Genomic DNA, 18,785 nt, shown 5'->3' with positions numbered 1-18,785 from the left:
TATACCTATATGCAGCAAAACATTAGTTCAAAAGAGGCAAGCATCGGCATCCGGTTATCTTATTGCCAACCGATGTATATTCTCGCTAATCTCCCGATATAGTTCCAGCATTTGCGGCTCATCGGCAAGCATCCGCAGATGCTCGTCAATGACATTCTCATCATAGCGCACAGCCGGTCCTGTCTGTGCGGCAAGCGGTTCCAGCTCATGCACCTTGCGGGCCGTCTCGTCTATCAAGGGGAGCATTGCCTCGAACGGCAACCCGTACTTTTTCAGCAGTTCAGCAGCCAACACATACATGTGATTGGTAAAATTGCACGTAAACACAGCCGCCAGATGCAAACTTTTGCGCTGCTCAGAACTTGCTTCATACACTTTTTCCGATAGGGCGGAAGCAATGTCCTTCAGAAGCTGCACATCCTCTTCCGAGTTGCTTTCCACAAAACACGGTATCTGTCCAAAATCCACTTCACGCTGCTTACTGAAAGTCTGCATCGGATAAAGCACTCCATAACGCGCAACATGCCCCTGCCAAATATTCATAGGAATACTGCCGGCTGTATGCACCCATAAAGCATTCTCCTTTCCAGAAACAATCTGGGGTAATAATTCTACAAAAGCCGCGTCCTTCAGCGAAACGATATAAAGCTGCGCCTCCTTCGTAACCGCCTGCAGCTCCGTGGTATATGCAGCTTCCACCGTCTGTGCCAATCCCTGCGCCGATTCTTTTGTACGGCTGTAGACCTGCACAATACGAAACCCTTTCCGATAAAGAGCCTTTGCCAGATTAGTAGCCAGATTTCCGGCACCGATAAAGGCAATAGACGTATCTTCTATACTTCTTCCCGCCATACACTTATCTTGTTGCCAACCAATACAGAATAGCCCCTAATACCAGCAATGCCAGTGGCAACAGATAAGCCGACATCGTACCGAGCAAAGCCGTTATCAATCCGAAGTTCAATATCAGCCATAAGCCTATCAATACCAATCCCACCGACTTGTCATGCTTGAACAGCAAAAAAATCACTGCGGTATACAGCAGAAAATTATCCTTATTCATCACCCACGGCAAGCCGATTGCAGAGAAATGCACCAATTTGTCTACCAAATAAAGAATACCGAATACAATCAGTGTGATGGCAGTGGCCTTATACGTATCACGGTTATTGTTTGCTTTTGCTGCACTCACTGTTACTTTCCTCCGTATTTATTGATATGTATCTTTTCCCACTGCAGATTGTCTTCATTGAAAGGCTTACGCTCCATCCCCTTATGACCGATAGCAATAACACTGAGCACCTGCAGCTGCAAAGGAATATCCAGCACCTCGTGCACATACTCGCCTGAAGGCATACCGGAAGCCGTAAAACGTTCTCGCACCTGCACCCAGCAGCTTCCCAGTCCCATATCTTCGGCCTGAAGTTGCAGGTAAATGGAGGCAATGGAGGCATCCTCTATCCACACATCGCTTGCCAACGGGTCGGCAACAACCACTACTGCCAATGCCGCATCGGCAATGAACTGCGATGCCTGCTCCTTGCAATAGGACAATTCCTTCAATTTATCCTTCTCGTCTACCACTATAAACTGCCATGCATTACTACGCTTCGACGTGGGTGCCATCAAAGCAGCTTTCATCAAAGTAACGACTTGTTCTTGTGTCAATTCTTCTTCTGTAAACTTCCGCATGCTGCGGCGGGCTTTTATCAATTCACTGAAACTTTCCATAACATATTCGTGTTTAGCGAAGGCAAATTTAGATAAAATATCCGGGAATGGCGAATAAAAGCCCTTACAATCTTCTCCCCGCTTCCTTTTGTATCAGACAAGCAGATAGGCGGTATCCGGAGCAACCGAAAATTCCTCTAAATAGATTATCCAGTCGGTCACATCCTCTACCGTAAACCACGCCTCATCACCCTCGTGCATGTGGCTGACGTCGTAAGGTTCTTGTATAAGCTGTCCCTTGAAGCGTTCTCCATCAAACTCCAACAGCTTAAACCAAATATGTTCGCGGTCGTCAGCCTGCTCGGCACTGTCTGTCTTCAAGCCAATTTTAAGCAAGATAGAGCTTTCGTCCTTCTTTGCCATGTATTTCACAAGACCGAAACGCTCGCGAGCCAACGCACTCATGCGATTGGTCTCACGGGTACTAATAAAGAATAGTGGATTCTCACCCCACATGCTATCGTATTCGGACACCTTCCGCAGTCTGCCCTTTTTCTCGTCGTCCTCACTCGTATAGATGAACACGGGTGCCGTGCGGCCGTTGTGTCCTTCCTCACGGTCGTCCGCACTGCCAAGAGCGAGGCTTCGGTACTCATCCAGCGCCTTTGTCCACGAAACGTAGGTGGCCACTATCGGCAAACGGTCATTCAACATTCCGATATATACGCCAGCACCTGGTTCGGGAGTCCTATCGTCTTTATCGAGCAGATGACTGGCAAGGGTGGAAATCAAGTAATAATGGTTGTTGTAATTCTCCTTGTCTGATTTCAGAATCTCAAGTTCATACAAACCGCAACGGTTCAATCCGTGCGTATGCAACCACACCTCGCCTCCTTCATCAGTCACAGCATGTACCGTAAACAAAACACTCGTTCCGGGAACTACCGCCGAGTCGGCAGCTAGAGTGGCCCACCGAGCACAAACCAGTTTCTCGGCACTTTCGTCCACAATGGCAAGCAGGTCGGGCACCATAGCTACAGCAATCTTCAGTTGCAGATGGTAGGACTTCTGCCCGTCAACGCCGAACTTCATGAACACCGTAAGTGCCCTATCGGCTCTGCCAATAGCATATAGTTCTTCGTCAGTGAAATAATAATCCCGACGATTAAACATATCAGGCATTGAAAAATCACCTTCATAGAAGCCTATTTCATACACTTCGCCATCATATCCTACTTCCATATATCCCGGTTCGTCTTCATCAGGCAAACGTTTTTTCAACAATTCCACTCCAGAGATAGCAGCCACGCGCTCAAAAAGCCGTACCGACAAATCCATTCCACCCTCCTTAGGCACTGCCATCATATAAGAGGACTCTTCCCAGTAGCACAGCGGCTGTTCTTCGAAAACCGTTTTCTTTTTCTTAAAAATCATATCCATTCTTTTTATGTAAGACTTCAGCTATAGTGACAAATTTAATAAAAAAGCCTACCCATGCCAACCGAAATTTCAGTTTTTTTGTTAAGTTTGCAAGCAATGCCCCTCAAACTCACTACATATTACCGTGGGAGCAAGGTTCCTGACCTACCGGGGACCAACACCTTCCATTCCACGGAGTTGTTCCGAATCTACGAGGAAACTCCGGGGTATACCCCCATACTCATTGTGGCATCTGAAGATGACAAGCCCGTTGCGAAACTGCTTGCCGCCATACGTAAAAGTATCCGCATGTTTCCCCCCGGCATCATCAAAAGATGTGAGGTGTACGGTATGGGAGAATATTTCGACAACGAGGCAGACAAAGAGGCTATCTTCAGTGACATGTTGCAAAGGCTTACCAATGAAGCATTGCGCGATTCTTTTCTCATCGAGTTCCGCAACCTGGAAAATGCCATGTTCGGATACAAATCTTTCCGGGCCAACCAATACATCGCCATCAATTGGCTACGGGTGCGCAACTCACTGCACAGCGTCGAAAAGGTGGAAGAGCGTTTCAGCCCGTCACGTATCCGGCAAATAAAGAAAGGCCTCAAAAACGGTGCCCAAGTGCGGGAAGCACGTACCAAAGAGGAGATTCTCTGTTTTGCCCAGATGTTGCGCCACGTATATTCTTCCAAGATACGGCGCCACTTCCCCAGCATCAAGTTCTTTCAGCATCTCGAAAACCAATTGACAAAAGGGCAACAAAGCAAAATCTTCATCGTCACTTATAAAGAGAAGATTATCGGTGGCAGTGCATGCATTTATTCAGATGATAGCGCCTACCTGTGGTTCTCCGGTGGCATGCGCAAGACTTATGCCCTGCAATATCCGGGTATTCTTGCTGTATGGAAAGCACTGGATGATGCCAAACAACGCGGATACCGCCACTTAGAGTTCATGGATGTGGGACTTCCCTTCCGTAAACATGGCTACCGTGAGTTCGTTCTCCGCTTTGGAGGAAAACAAAGCAGCACCCGACGCTGGTTCCGTTTCCGTTGGAACTGGCTGAATCGGGTGCTGATAAAGATGTATGAATAAAAACGGCTTTATTGGGATATTTTAAATACGACAGTGCTATATGCGCCCATTTTTACCATAATGTCATCACCGTCCTTCTTCTGCTGAATATCCCCATTTACTCCGACGGCTTTCTCTATCTTATCCGTCAGTGTAATTTCAGTGGCAGAGACACCAAAGTTATGTATTACCAACATTTTCTCTGTATCCTTCGTCATATACCAAGCAGCAATAGTCTTACCGGCAGTGGTATTATTTTCATTGTAAATGCCATGTTTTGACATCTTTCCTTCAGCCAATGAAGGATAAGTATTACGTAGTTTGGCAAACCGAATATAAACATTCAACAGAGAACTTTCATCATTCTGCTGTTCCACCACAGACTTTATGCTGGAAGCTACCCCCTTGTCTATCTTATCCGTATAGGCAGTCACCGTATTATCTCCCCACAACATCGGACCGCGCACATACTCGTCACCATTGTCCTTCATTCCATAGAGTCCCAGTTCTTCACCATAATAGATATAAGGTTCGCCCGGACCGGTCAGTAAGACAGCTGCCGCCAGTTTCTCCTTATCAATGGATTTACCCAGTTTGGAAGCAGTACGATCTTCATCATGGTTCGAAAGTTTGGTAGCTTCTATGTAATCTGTCCGGTTAGCAGCATAAAGCTGTTGATAGCTCATGATATCTTTTACAAAGTAACAACCCGTACTGTTATTAATGGCCCACTCCAAACGATACCAAAAGTCAAACTCAAACAGTGCGGGAAGCCCTTGATAATAAGGGGCTACTTCACTAGCACCCGAAAGAACTTCACCCACGATGTAAAGGTCTTCCGTCTTACCCTTCTGTTTATAATAAGCATTCAGTTCATCATAGAAAGTTCTCAAGAAAGTCGGATTTTCTGAACCTCCAGCATTATGATAGATATGTTTCACTGCATCAAGACGGAATCCATCTACTCCACGGTCTATCCATCCCTTAGCTGCTGCGACCACAGCCTTGAATGCCGGAGAACTTTTCAAATCAGACAATTTACCGTAATTAAGGTCGGCAAAGGAGGCTGTATAGAAATGAGAGTGATAATACCATAGGTTCATAGACTCAAACATAATATCTTCTGCATCCTCACCTTGCTTTAAAGCAAAAGGTTCGCCATATTTCAGACGAGTACTGGTAGAGGCAGCACCATATTTATGGTTGCCCCAATCTGTATTGCTGGTACGAATCAAGAATCCCCAAGGTGAAGAGAAGTCCACTGTCAATTCATAAATACCATTTCCCTTATCATAAAATTTCTTACAAACAGCAGGGTCACCATAATAAAGATACTTGGCACCAGTAGTTGTCTGGTCTGTATTATCCGTATCCGCCTTTTCTGCAACGCTCACCGTCACCGTAGGTTTTGAAGCATTCGACCAATCGAGTACAAATTTATAACATCCGCTTACGACATCTGTTGAAGCTGTCGTAGAATACCATTCTCCCGAATTATATCCGTTTCCCCCTTCACTGGAAATCATATCAATTTTTCCCGCCTTGATGTCAGCTTCCGGGTCTTGAGAGAATATGTAGTAATTGCGATATTCACTGTCAGTAGAAGATTTTGCAGCCAAAAACCACGGATGCTCCACACTCGTATGGTTCAAGACATAATCCAGATAAATTTTAATGCCCCGATTATGAGCCTCGGCAACCAATCGGTCAAAATCACTTTCCGTGCCGAACTTCTGATTCACCCTCGTATAATCTGTCACATCATAGCCATGATACGAAGGAGATGGATGAATAGGAGAAAGCCAAATAGCCTTCACACCCAAAGCATCTATATAATCCAGTTTAGAAATTAAGCCATTAATATCGCCATAACCGTCACCATCGCCATCGGAAAAGGAGTAGACCAGTAACTGATAAGAGATGTCCGCACGTTTCTCCCCATCCCAATCTGTAGGAGTTGCAGTTATCACAGTCCATTCTGACGGCGTTGGCTCCGGCTCCGGTTCCGGCGTTGGTGTAGTACCATTATCATCACTGCAAGCTACCAAGCAGAATGATAACACACAAAATAAAAAAAAAGAAAGAAGCTTTATTGTCTTCATATCATTAGATTTTCAAATTATTATGATTCAAAGATAAGGAAGATAAAATAGCTGATAGACAGACTATAATGAAAAAGTGGAGTTAAAGGACGAAAACGTTTGCATAGTTCCCAAACACATCTATTGAACATCTGTATACCGTCTTCTGATATCCACGAAATCTTTTATCATCTCCCAATATTGTTCCCTGGTTTGGGGACGAGGATGCCAATCCGGATCCGGATTATTGCTGACAGCCTCATTCCAATTAGTATCATCCATAAACTTATAGTCTATACTACAAGAGGACAATCCACTAATCGGCTTAAGGAATATATATCCGTCAAATAAGTCTGCCAACGTAAAATCATTATATCCCATTGAGTAATAGCTATCATCATCCAACTTACCTAAAGGTGTACCTTTTAAATCAAACCCTATAGGTTTATTGTCCATCCTCCCCATTATGGCCTCCAATCTACCTAAAGCAGGAGAAAGTAATGCCGGCTGACGGTTTAAACGGTTCGGGAAAGGTTGATGCAAAGCTATTGCAACTACTTTCGATCCATATTTAGAGTACAACAAATTTCCAAGAAAATTCTGTTCGTAACGTACATAACCCGGAGACGTATAATCATAGTAGGGAAAATGATAAAAAGTAAAAGCATGGGGAGTTCCGGTCAATACTAATATCTTCTGTCCTGACGCCAGAACTTCCCGTTCCAGCAATCCACACCGAAAGTCTTCTGTATTTCCCAATGGAAATACCTCATGCATATTTTCCGGAGTTCTAACTCCGGAGAATTTCTGCCAGTTATAATGATAACTGATATTCAATATCCGGAATTTCCTTGCATCTTTGGGCAGTGAACGGTTCCATTTCCATGCAGCCCTATAAATTTCCATATATTCAGTAATCGCCCATCGGGTATTATAATTGAACATCAGTTCGCGAGCCACTTGCTCATCATACTTCGGAGCATTGATTAGAGAATCCAACCGTCGCTGATCTTCGTATGCCCCAAACTCCATACCCAGTACAATATTATTCTCGTATAACTTAGGTATCAAATTACAAACAAAGTCCAGATTTTCTTTCACCCCATGGTCTTCTGCTAATAACACAATATCTGCCTTCCGGAATTTGGCTACCAGATAGTCATCAGGCGACATCGCCTCATCATGCAAATAGGCGAGGGCAACCTCCTGAATTTTATCCTGCGCACTCAATGGCAACAAAAGAAACAACAGGCAAAACAAAATACAATTAAAAACTTTACGAATCATACTTATAAATCAAAAACAATACATTCCTTTCATCATCATCTCTCAGTTCCTATCAAAAATTTCACCGGATATTCCAAACGCTTCATCCAATCCGTTTCTATATGCGCAGCTCCCGGAAAGACCTTGGATATCCACATAGGCTTGGTCCATCCTTTTTCTTTCATCAGCTTATCCAATTTGTCTTGATAAGGAGGATAAAAAGCATCCAATGTCGCGTCTCCCCTATCCATATAAATCAGTCTGCTATTAGCTTTCGGCAAATGATCGGCAAGATAACTTTCAAAAGCAGAAAACCACAAATCAGTCTGCTCCTTAGTAGGCTGTGTACTACTGATAATCATGGTGAGATGGGTAGACAAGCAAGCTGCTCCACCAAAAATCTCAGGATATTCACATATTGCATACAGAGAAATCAACCCACCCATACTGGAACCCATTACAAACGTATGCTCTACTCCCTTATTAGTTGAATACTCCTTATCAATAAAGGGTTTGACTTCCTCTACTAAAAAACGGAGATAATTGTCCGCATTAAAGTGAATGTTTTCAGGTATGTTTCCATTAGGCAGATATTTCAAAGCTTTTTGTGGGAAATAATCTTCATACCTGCTTTGAGCGATATTAGCAATACCAACCACAATACATGGCCTTATCTTTTTCTCTTCCAACAGTTCTCCCAAAACCTCATCCACTCCCCATTCTACTTTATTCCAAGTGGAAGCAGCATCAAAAAGCATTTGTCCGTCATGCATATAAATGACATCGTATCTGTTTTCTGGAGAATAATCTGAAGGAAGCCAAACAAAAACATCACGAGGAGCTACAATGGCCGATTTGAACAGAGGATACTCCACGAGTTTTCCAGATGAAACAGTTTGTTGTGCAACACTCCATTGATGCCCCAACAAAATAAACAATACAAATAAAGTCCTTATTTTCACAGCTCACTATTGTTATATTATCTATTAAGAAAAAATGAGGGCTGCCTCGCTATGAAACAGCCCTCATCGTATCATGCTACAATTTACTTACCAAAATCTTTTTCATTCAGTTCATAAGTCATATCATTAGCATTATTCATATTTACATACACACGGTATTTACCGGCCGGTACTTTAATATTATCACCACTATCCAACTTACCTTCCGTTGCAGAACCAAAGCTTGTTCCCCAATCATGATCAACACGGAACTTAACTTCACCTTCTGCAAATTCTACATCTGCCCAGAAACGTTGTTTTGCTGTATCAAAATTCATATCAACTTCAGCTGTTCCCCAACCGCTTACTTGAGCGCCTGCATCACCAATAATACTCAATGTTGTAAATGAATTACCTTTTTTCAGGACCAAAGAAGTTTTGTCAAAACTTAAATGATAGAAACGCTTAGAGTAACAACTAATATTACCAGAACCACCTGAGCTAATCAATTGGACAGTTGATGCTTCTGCCTCCGGAGCCGCAGCGCTACTATCAGTACCCCAGTTACAATCATCTTGCCAGCCTGCAATACCTGTAATTTTAAATCCACTTGCAGCCTTCTCTCCAAAGTCAACCATTCCTTGATAATTCTTATCATCTTCTTCAAAGCAGAACAAGAATTGAGTTGCATCATGGCTCCAACCGCAATAATCACCGATAACCCAAACTTTAGGATACTCTCTTTCACCACTATAAGGTGAAATGGTTGAAGATATTACATTAGAATAAGCTACCATCGCAGTAGGCTTTGAAGAAAGATTCTGTACATAAGCCTTTATGCGGAAATATACTGTCACTGGAGTTTCAGGAACCGCATCCCATCCCAGCATTGCTGAATTCATTTTTTCTGCAGCAATTTCAATACCACTATCCACATCTGTAGCACTTCCCAACTCGGAAACAGAACCAAAATTATTATCCAAAGAGGCTTCCAGTGCATATAGAATGGAAGTTGAAATACCAAAATTTGTTGCTGTAAACTTAAAAGTAGCAAATTGTGAATTCGTCGCTTCCAACGTATATGAATCATTGATGGCATTCAGGGTACTAGGTGTAGTATCCTCACTATTATGGATAGGATCAGTATCTTCACTGCAAGAGAATGTCAACAATCCCATCAAACAAACAAAAAGTGTATAATATATTTTTTTCATAATCAACAATACTATTTTATTTAGTAACCTTCATTCTGAATCAAATTAGGATTAGCATTCAAATCACGTTCTGGAATAGGAAACAGATTATAACGACTATCTACACCTTTTCCAGCTTTAATGCCACCTTTCCAAGACCAAACATAAGAGTCAGAAGTAAATTTTCCAAAACGGACTAAATCAGAACGACGCCAACATTCAAGATATAACTCACATCCACGCTCTCTCAATATATCATCCAAGGTATAGGCAGATACAGCAGAAAGCCCGGCTCTCTCACGAACCAATGATAAAGCAGCAGCGCCTTCACTTACTGTAACGGTAGATGCACCTCTCACAGCACATTCAGACAACATCAACAAAACATCCGCATAACGGAATACAGGAAAATCTGTATCTACAAATCCCACATTGGAAGTAGCCTTTCCGTCACTGCGCACATTTTTAAATTTAGTAAATGCATAGCCATGCTGAAAATTAGCAATATCATCAATTTCTTTTTGCTGTTCCGTCGTAAAGAACATTGCTCTTTGATCTCCCGTAACAAACGAATCATAGAACTCCGGAGTTACACGAATACCTCCCCAACCAGAAGAAATACCCATAGCAGCAGCATCCATCTTACCACCAACAGAAGCAAATATAATGAAATTAGTTACACCATAACTTTGAGTATTGATGCCGTCTTGCTCTACTGCAAATATAATTTCATCTGTACTTGTTTCATTATTATCGGCCATAAACAGTTCTTCGTATTTAGGATGCAAAGAATAACCCTTTCCTTGAATTTCTTTACAAATCTGAGCACATTCATTGTATTTGGCAGTACCGATATAAACTTCAGCATTCAAATACAATTTAGCTAAAATCATGCTGGCGCCTCCCTTATCAATACGGCCATATTCATTCTGGCGAGCTTCAGCCAATGCACTATTAGCACCAATCAAATCTTTCAATTCTGTTTCAAGCCAAGTGAACAATTCACTACGTGTAATACGTTGTGGAGCAACAGAACTAACAGAAGATGTTTCATCAGCAAATGGAACATTACCAAACATATCTATAGCATGGTAATAAGCCAATGCACGCAAAGCACGAGCTTCTGCTATATATGCTGCTTTCTCCGGAAAATCAAGAGAAGAAGCATTTGCCTGACGAATAAATTCATTGCACATGGATACCTGATAAAAAATACGAGAGTAAAGTGCAAAGATAAACGTATCAGAAGTAGTCCAAGCTAAGCCATGCAAATCTTGAATAGTCTGGTCATTCCAGCCTACAACACATTCATCCGTAGTATATTCATTCAAATGGAACAAACCACGAAAATATTGGCTTTGCCCACCATCCATACCGGAAATGTTAGAATCCCCATCAGGACCATAAGATCCACTTGTAGCAAATCCAGTATAACACTGTGCCAAAAAGGCTTTAAAGTCAGCAGCCGAATTCAATGCTTTATCTGACGTATTTGTACTAGGATCAATTGGAGTAACATCCAAGTCACCCACACAAGATGTTGCAGTCAAACCAGCAGAAAGCAACAATACATATATCAAATTCTTATATAGTTTCATACCAAATTTCAATTCTTTTAGGTTATTCTTAGAAATTAAACTTAGCTCCCAATATGAAAGTTCTTGGGCGAGGATAAAGATTATTGTCTATACCATTAGATATTTCGGGATCGATGCCGTCATACTTAGAGAAGGTACATACATTCTGAACTGTAAAATACAAATTCAGATTCATATTACGATCTTTAGCCTTCAATAAATCCTTGAATGTATAACCTAATGTTATATTATCCAGCTTAAAGAATGAGGCATTATGCAAATAATAATCAGACAAATATTGAGCTTGATTGAAATTAGTGTTCATTGCTGAAGACATACGATTGGATACAAAATTGTTTGTCCACAAATCAGCCAACATTTCATTATCTGAAGAGACATTGTCATACACCCAGTTACCAATATTAGCATGAGCTGAAGCTGCCAAATTCCAATTCTTATAGCGCAAAGAAGTATTGAAACCCAACGTTACATCAGGAGCCGGCTTATGGAAGAAATATTTATCTTCTGCATCAATTTTACCATCTTTATTACGATCTACATAAGCCCCCTCAATAGGTTTTCCATTCTTATCATAAACCTGTTCATATACATAGAAAGAATTTGTAGGATATCCAACCTGCTGATATTGAAGGATATTTCCAACACCACCACTGATACCATTACTTTCTACCATAGATTTATCACTTTCACTGGCAGTCAACTTAGTAATCTTATTTTTATTCCAAGCTACATTGGCTCCTAATTCCCAGTGCCAATCCTTGGTCTCTACCGGAACAGTATTGATTTCAAATTCAACACCCGTGTTCTCCAGATTACCAATATTGGAAGTCAGATAATTGGTTAGGTTAGATAAGGCTGAAACCGGTATTTTATTTATCAAATCATCTGTTTTACGATAGTAGAAATCAATGCCTCCGGAAATTCTACCATTCAAGAATCCATAATCCAAACCGACATTCCATGTAGTAGTTGTTTCCCATTTCAAGTCAGCATTATATCCTAAGGCTGTAACTGGATTAATAAGTTCATTACCGAAATAGTAATAGCTACCCAATTGGTTAGTATAATATGTCGCAAGTGAAGGATAGTTACCTTCATTCAAGTCTTGCTGACCTGTTTGTCCCCAACTTAAACGTAATTTCAAATTAGAAAGAATTTTATTCTCTTTCAAAAAGTCCTCATTGGCAATGTTCCATCCTAAAGCTACAGATGGGAAAGTACCCCATTTATTATTCTGGAAACGGGAAGTACCATCACGACGCAATGTAAAGGTGAACATATACTTGTCTGAATAGGTATAATTGGCACGTCCAAAGAAAGATACCAAATAATATTCTGTTCTTGAATTCTTTTGAGCCAACACAGCTGTTCTGTCATTTTGTTTAACATCTAAAGAGTTCTCTGCCTTATAAAAATGTTGCCAAGAATAACCCACCATAGCATCCACATGATGGTCACCAAAAGCATGATTATAATTAAAGTAGCTTTCCAAAGTCTGGTCACGTCTCATATAATCATAATTTGCATGCCGTCCAGAACCGGATTCTGTTGTATTATGCAAAGATTGTTCAGAACCTTCAGGAGTGTCTTTTGTTCCACTACTCTTAGAAAAGTCCAAACCAACATTCAAGTTAAAACGTAAATCCTCAAAACCATGGAAACGATAATCAAGTTGAGCATTACCTATAAAACGTTTTGCGTCAGCAATATCATTCTTCTCATTTAGTAAAGCAACTGGATTCTGTGTAGCCATAGTATTACAATTACCATCTAAACCACGCCACATATAATAACCATGATTACCTCTATCAGAATTATCATAAATCGCCTGAGTAGGATCCATATGGATAGCAGCACCTATAGCATCCTGGTTGGCAAAGTCGCTGTTGGTAATCATACCTTTAGCATTCATGTTAATTGTCAAGTGATTATCAAGTAAAGAAGGTGCAAGATTTAGTGACATTGTTCCACGATCCATTTTAGAACGTTTCAAGACACCTTCTTGACTCAAGTATCCACCAGATAAACGATAAGGTATGCTTCCAACCTTTCCTAAGCCCAATTGACCATTAAAACTCAAATTTGCCTCATAAGTTTGTGCCAGTCTATAAATCTCTTTCTGCCAATCTGTGTCAGATTTACCTAATGCTTTGTAAGCATCAGACTCCTTACCGAGATAGGATTCAACAGCAGAACGTAATTGATCTGCACTCATTACATCTACATATTGAGGAACTTGGCTCAAAGATGCGGAAAAATCTAAATTTATCTTAGGTATGGCACTTCCTCCCTTAGAACCCTTTTTAGTAGTAATTACAATAACACCATTGGAAGCACGGGAACCATAGATGGCAGTGGCTGATGCATCTTTCAAAACCGTGAAACTTTCAATGTCATTAGGATTGATACTAGCCAATGGATCTCCCATACCACTAATACTTTCATTACTGATTGGTAATCCATCAATAACAATCAACGGATCATTCGTAGCTTTCAGAGAAGAACCACCACGAATACGAATAGTAGAAGCTGAACCAGGTTGACCACTACCTGAAGTAATGACAACACCTGCAGATTTACCTCTTAACAAGTCAGCAGGAGATGTAACTACACCTTTGTTTATTTGGTCAGCTTCAACAGTAGATACAGAACCAGTCAAGTCATTTTTCTTAACAGTACCGTAACCAATAACAACAACTGCATCCAATAACTGTGAATCATCCTGCAATGTCACAACCACCGAAGGAGCCGCAGCTACCTCTTGTGCTTTATAACCAATAAAGGAAACTGTTAGTGTAGCTCCCTGAGGAACTGTCAGCGTAAAATTACCATCAAGATCGGTTATCGTACCGTTTGTGGTATTACCCTTTTCTACGACATTTGCACCAATCACTTCCAATCCCGTGGCATCTTTCACATGCCCTTTCACGGTAATGTTCTGTGCATAAGCGCCAACTGACAAGAACAACCCCAACATTAGGGTAAGAATCGTTTGACAGATTCTAAGATTAACTTGCTTCATGCATTTAATAAATTAAAGTTAACAATATTAATTACCTATATATATTATTCGAAAAATAATTTTCGTACTTTTGTTTTCTAACGTCTTTCAAGTACCTAAAGCATGACGCAACAAAAATATGCTTTATTAATTTAGTAAAGTATAAAGAAAGAGCAAAATGTGAGAAACGAACAGTGCAAACGATTGCATGCGGTTGCACAAGATAGAGAAATCACTTGATATATCATAATACAGCGTTTCTTTCCACTACACATGTAGCATTCTTGCACATAACATATATGATTATTCTACTGAACTACAGATATTTTCACCGCCTAACGACCGTTAGGCGATTTGTCGATGGCCGTTGGCAGATCGCTTAACGGCCGTCAACAAATCGCTTTACGACCGTTAAGCACTACACAACATCAAGACAAAACAAAAGAAACACAAAGCTTTTACTGAAGAAATGCCATACATGTATAAACCAAGCAACATACTTTCAGGATATGAATAACGTGTCTGCACAATATTAATATGCCATTAACACGATATTAACAAAATGGCCGACATGATATTAACTTACTACATTACAACAAGTTAACATCATGTCGGCCCTAAAAACAGAGGTGGAAGCAAAATTTGCTTCCACCTTTTTCTGTTGCTTCCACCGCACCTCAAACATCGATGAACAAAGGGTTACAGAGCAGGTGTGGTAGAGTGGAAGCAAATAGTGCTATTTATTTCTCTGAAGTATAAAGTACCAGCTTTCCGGACTTCAATCCTTTAGCCCTTGCCTCAAACACAATCTCACCGGCTTGCTCGCCACTCTGCACAATAGCCGTCAGCTGACCGCTGAAAGCCGGCATCTTGGGCAGATGGAACAAATCGAGGCTGGTAGCATCTCCATTGGCAGCAGCGCGATATTTTCCAGCACCCTTCACCGAGAAGCTTACCATGCGGCTGTCTGCCGGACAAAGATTACCGTCCTTATCCACGACACGGACTGTGATATATGCCAGGTCCTTACCATCGGCAGACAAGCGGGTGCGGTCGGCAACCAGCTCCAGGTGATGGGGCTTGCCAGCGGTACGAATCATCTTTTCTTCTGCAGGCTTACCGGAAGCATCATAAGCCACCACTTTCACTTCGCCCGGTTCATAAGGAACATCCATCCACATCAAGCGATAGCGACGCTGCAAAGCAAGGGAGTCCTGACCTTCCAAAGCACGGCTTTCATCAGCAGTAAGTTTCCGTTGTTTGCCATAACTCTTTCCGTTGACGAACAGTTCGGCACTGGGATAGCTGGTGTAAACAAAAACCGGAGTATTCTCCCCTTCCCTGCCCGGCCACGTCCAGTGCGGAAGGACATGCAGGGTATTTGCCTGCTTGTTCCATAGGCTGCGGTACAGATAGAAACGGTCTTTGGGGAGGCTTGCCAAGTCTATGATACCGAAAACGGAGCTGTGGCTGGGCCAGGAATCCGTACTATAAGGAGAAGGCTCACCCAAATAATCAAAGCCCGTCCAGACGAACTGTCCGATTGTCCAGTCATAATCATCAGCCAAAGCAAAATCCTCATCGGGAAGATTCGACCAGGAACAACACTCCACATCATAACCGGAACACTGATGGTCATCGTACATCACACTTGCCCCCTTCTGTACGGGAAATTTATAGACACCACGGGAACTTACAGTGGAAGCTGTCTCCGAACCGAGCACTATATTCTGTGGAAGAGTCTCATAAGACTCCACATAACGGTGAGCCCGATAATTAAGGCCAGGTACATCAATCATTGCCGCAAACCCGTTGGCAAGCACGCAAGTCACCTGGTCCATACCGCAAGTAACGGGGCGTGTAGGGTCTTCGCGGTGGCAAATATCCTGCAGGAAAGAAGCCACTTTGTAGCCCTCGGGACTACATTGGGTAGGAACCTCATTTCCTATACTCCACATTACCACACAAGGATTGTTCCGATACTGATGCAGCATATTTATCATATCCTTTTCTGCCCATTCGTTGAAATAGCGGTGATAACCATTCTCACATTTGGCAATATCCCATTCATCGAAAGGTTCCAACATCATCATAAAGCCCATCTCGTCACAGAGTTCCACCAATTCGGGGGCAGGCATATTGTGGGAGGTACGGATTGCATCACATCCCATATCCTTCAATAATGTCAACTGACGGCGAAGAGCAGCCACATTGACAGCCGCACCCAACGGGCCCAAATCGTGGTGATTGCATACCCCCTGGAATTTACGGTGCTTACCATTCAGGAAGAATCCCTTATCAGCTATAATCTCAATGCTGCGGATACCAAAACGCGTGGTATATTCGTCAGTCTGTTTGCCATCTACATAAATCTTAGATACTGCCTTATATAAATAAGGTGTCTCAGGGGACCACAGAGACGGAGCATTTATCAGAAAATTCTGCTCAAATGGCTGTCCGTGATTAATTTTCCGGCTATTATCCTTACGGGCTACTATCTTACCGTCCGGCGCAATAATATCAGTAGAAATACGAACATCCGCATCACCGGCATTCCGTATTGTAGTACGCAGACGCACGGAAGCGTATTCAGCAGAGACATGCGGTGTGGTGAGCTGTGTACCCCAAACCGGAACATGGACACGTTCCGTAGTAACCAGGCGGACATTGCGATACAATCCCGCCCCCGGATACCAACGGGAGGACTGGGGTCTGTTTTCCAGACGGACAGCCAGCACATTGTCTTTACCGTCGGCATTCAGCAAACCGGTAACATCGCAATGAAAAGAGTTATATCCGAAAGGCCAGAAACAAGCTTCTTTCCCATTGACATAGACCCGAGCCTCACTCATAGCACCGTCGAAAACCAGAGTGACCTGCTTGTCGGCAGGAGCATCAAAAGCCGTACGATACCAACCGACACCCACATAAGGCAACCCTCCGGTACGCCCGGTCTTTACGGAAGCTTGCTTTTCAAGGTCTTGCGTAACCGCTACCTCCTGCAAATCGTTGTTGCGGTCGAACGGACCAAAGATGGCCCAATCATGAGGAATGGTCACTGTTTCCCACTTACTGTCGTCGAAATTTGTTTGTGTTGCTTCGGGAACATCTCCCTTGGTGAACTTCCAGTTCTTTTCCAACAATGCTTCTGTACGCTGCGCCATTGCCGCCAAGGCAAAACTGGCGCAGCAGGAAAAGATAAGTATTGTCTTTCTCATTCTTCTTTAAAAGATTTTGTTAATATAATTATTTAAAAGCATCCATTATCACAGTGGGGCGACCATCTTCAGTGAATGCCCCCAGCCGATATTGGTTCGGCCTGCATTCCGGTTCCCAGTAGAACACGCCCTTGCAACGTCCGCCGGTATTCTCCTTGCACTCTTTCAGGACACGGGCCAGTTGGCGTTTCCCTTCTGCCAGCACGGAAGCACTTGCCAGATTCCCTTTGTCGTCGGCACACTCCATGCCGGTTTCCACCACCATCACGTCACAGTTGTATTTCCGGGCTACACTATTAATATTGGCAATGCACTCGGTAATAGTTCTATCAGCTGTATATTCCTTGTGCTCGAGCATCGTCCAGTAAGGATAGAGCGACATGCCTATCATATCCCACTTACCGCCATTGGCTTTCAGTTCATTAAAGAACCAGGTATACAATTCGTTGTCATATCCATTGTCCAGATGGACGATGACAATGGCATCGTCGAAGACGGACTTTACCGCATCGTATCCAGGTTGGCAAAGTTCTTACGGTATTTCACTTTCTCGGAAGTGCTGTTGGAACCCTTTACATCACATTCCCTCACATCATAGGACGCACCGCTCAACGCAGCATCTTCATCCCAAAGCATCCCCGGACGGATTTCATTACCTACCTGAACCCACTTGGGAGTAACTCCTGCCGCTTTCAGCGCATTAAGTACATCGGCAGTATGGTCGGCGATGGCTTTCTTCAAGTCGGCCAAGTTCAGTCCTTTCCATGCAGCAGGCTTATGCTGCTGTCCAGGGTCGGCCCACCAGTCACTGTAATGGAAGTCTACCATTACGTCCATGCCCAGCTCTGCGGCACGTTTGGCTTTCGTCACCAAATCGGCCATATTGCACCAGTTATCGTGTTCTTTGGGGTCGACCCATACTCTGAGTCGAACCGCATTCAGGCCCAAATCCTTCATCAGCTGGAAACAATCGGTCTCCACACCGGAGGTATTGTAAAATTTCATACCCTTATGTTCCATCTCCGTCACCCAACTGATGTCGGCACCTTTAGCAAAGTCCGTAACCAGAGGTTCCTCCTTATCGGGAAGTCCACCGGCGTTGGGGTCTGTCTCATTATTGCTGCTGCATGCAAATACGGCAAAGGCAATACAAAAAAAGAAAGTCAAGAACTTCATGTGTTTCATGGCGTTATCATCATTAATTGCATACTGCAAATATAAGCATTTAGGGAATATAGAACTATATATCACCTCTATTTGTCAAAATACGGGTGTCTGCAATCGTTTGCACAAACTTACAACCCGATAAACCTCAAC

12 protein-coding genes and 1 pseudogene are annotated in these 18,785 nt (G+C 42.7%); 1 reads left to right on the top strand and 12 read right to left on the bottom strand.

The genetic code is table 11. The features are described 5' to 3' along the window. Positions 1-54: 54 nt before the first annotated feature. The 4 genes from ITJ87_RS08910 to ITJ87_RS08895 form a co-directional block, all read right to left on the bottom strand. Positions 55-852: a Rossmann-like and DUF2520 domain-containing protein gene (locus ITJ87_RS08910; protein WP_117749326.1), complete on the bottom strand. Its 798-nt coding sequence runs from the start codon at positions 850-852 to the stop codon at positions 55-57. A gap of 4 nt (positions 853-856) precedes the next feature. Further along, positions 857-1,192 carry a hypothetical protein gene (locus ITJ87_RS08905; protein ID WP_022401668.1) on the bottom strand — a complete coding sequence of 112 codons (336 nt, stop codon included), beginning with the start codon at positions 1,190-1,192 and terminating at the stop codon, positions 857-859. Between the two features lie 2 nt (positions 1,193-1,194). Beyond that, the gene (locus tag ITJ87_RS08900) at positions 1,195-1,731 is read right to left on the bottom strand and encodes a nitroreductase family protein (protein ID WP_005826354.1); all 537 of its coding nucleotides are present in this window, start codon (positions 1,729-1,731) and stop codon (positions 1,195-1,197) included. 93 nt (positions 1,732-1,824) lie between these two features. Then, the gene (locus tag ITJ87_RS08895; protein ID WP_181980932.1) at positions 1,825-3,105 is read right to left on the bottom strand and encodes a DUF4026 domain-containing protein; all 1,281 of its coding nucleotides are present in this window, start codon (positions 3,103-3,105) and stop codon (positions 1,825-1,827) included. A 102-nt stretch (positions 3,106-3,207) separates the two neighbouring features. On the opposite strand from ITJ87_RS08895, the gene ITJ87_RS08890 reads away from it, so the two are divergent. After that, a complete protein-coding gene (locus tag ITJ87_RS08890; protein WP_117966283.1) occupies positions 3,208-4,191 on the top strand; it encodes a GNAT family N-acetyltransferase in 984 nt (327 codons plus the stop codon). Positions 4,192-4,199: 8 nt separating this feature from the next. Here ITJ87_RS08890 and ITJ87_RS08885 read toward each other — a convergent pair whose 3' ends face one another. The 8 genes and pseudogenes from ITJ87_RS08885 to ITJ87_RS08850 form a co-directional block, all read right to left on the bottom strand. Continuing rightward, complete coding sequence (locus ITJ87_RS08885) at positions 4,200-6,272, bottom strand: alpha-amylase family glycosyl hydrolase (RefSeq protein WP_117601180.1); 2,073 nt, start codon at positions 6,270-6,272, stop codon at positions 4,200-4,202. Positions 6,273-6,392: 120 nt separating this feature from the next. Next, complete coding sequence (locus ITJ87_RS08880) at positions 6,393-7,538, bottom strand: ChaN family lipoprotein (RefSeq protein ID WP_165853593.1); 1,146 nt, start codon at positions 7,536-7,538, stop codon at positions 6,393-6,395. A gap of 35 nt (positions 7,539-7,573) precedes the next feature. Next, on the bottom strand, positions 7,574-8,479 hold the full coding sequence (locus ITJ87_RS08875) for an alpha/beta hydrolase (protein ID WP_117966241.1): 906 nt from the start codon (positions 8,477-8,479) through the stop codon (positions 7,574-7,576). 83 nt (positions 8,480-8,562) lie between these two features. Further along, entirely contained in the window at positions 8,563-9,672 is a 1,110-nt protein-coding gene (locus ITJ87_RS08870) for a SusE domain-containing protein (RefSeq protein ID WP_117966244.1), read from the bottom strand. A gap of 20 nt (positions 9,673-9,692) precedes the next feature. Next, a complete protein-coding gene (locus tag ITJ87_RS08865; protein WP_220186790.1) occupies positions 9,693-11,261 on the bottom strand; it encodes a RagB/SusD family nutrient uptake outer membrane protein in 1,569 nt (522 codons plus the stop codon). 16 nt (positions 11,262-11,277) lie between these two features. Continuing rightward, positions 11,278-14,271, bottom strand: a complete 2,994-nt coding sequence (locus ITJ87_RS08860) for a TonB-dependent receptor (RefSeq protein ID WP_117966250.1) — start codon at positions 14,269-14,271, stop codon at positions 11,278-11,280. 719 nt (positions 14,272-14,990) lie between these two features. Beyond that, positions 14,991-17,468 (bottom strand): glycoside hydrolase family 2 TIM barrel-domain containing protein, encoded by a 2,478-nt coding sequence (locus ITJ87_RS08855; RefSeq protein ID WP_117966253.1) that lies wholly within the window; start codon positions 17,466-17,468, stop codon positions 14,991-14,993. A 28-nt stretch (positions 17,469-17,496) separates the two neighbouring features. Continuing rightward, positions 17,497-18,653, bottom strand: a pseudogene (locus ITJ87_RS08850) (arabinogalactan endo-beta-1,4-galactanase). Positions 18,654-18,785 lie beyond the last annotated feature (132 nt).

Source organism: Bacteroides sp. HF-162 (assembly GCF_015679285.1).
In the GTDB taxonomy this organism is placed as follows: domain Bacteria; phylum Bacteroidota; class Bacteroidia; order Bacteroidales; family Bacteroidaceae; genus Bacteroides; species Bacteroides uniformis.
The sequence above is the reverse complement of the archived record's forward strand: the minus strand, read 5'-3'. Positions and strand labels throughout refer to the sequence as shown.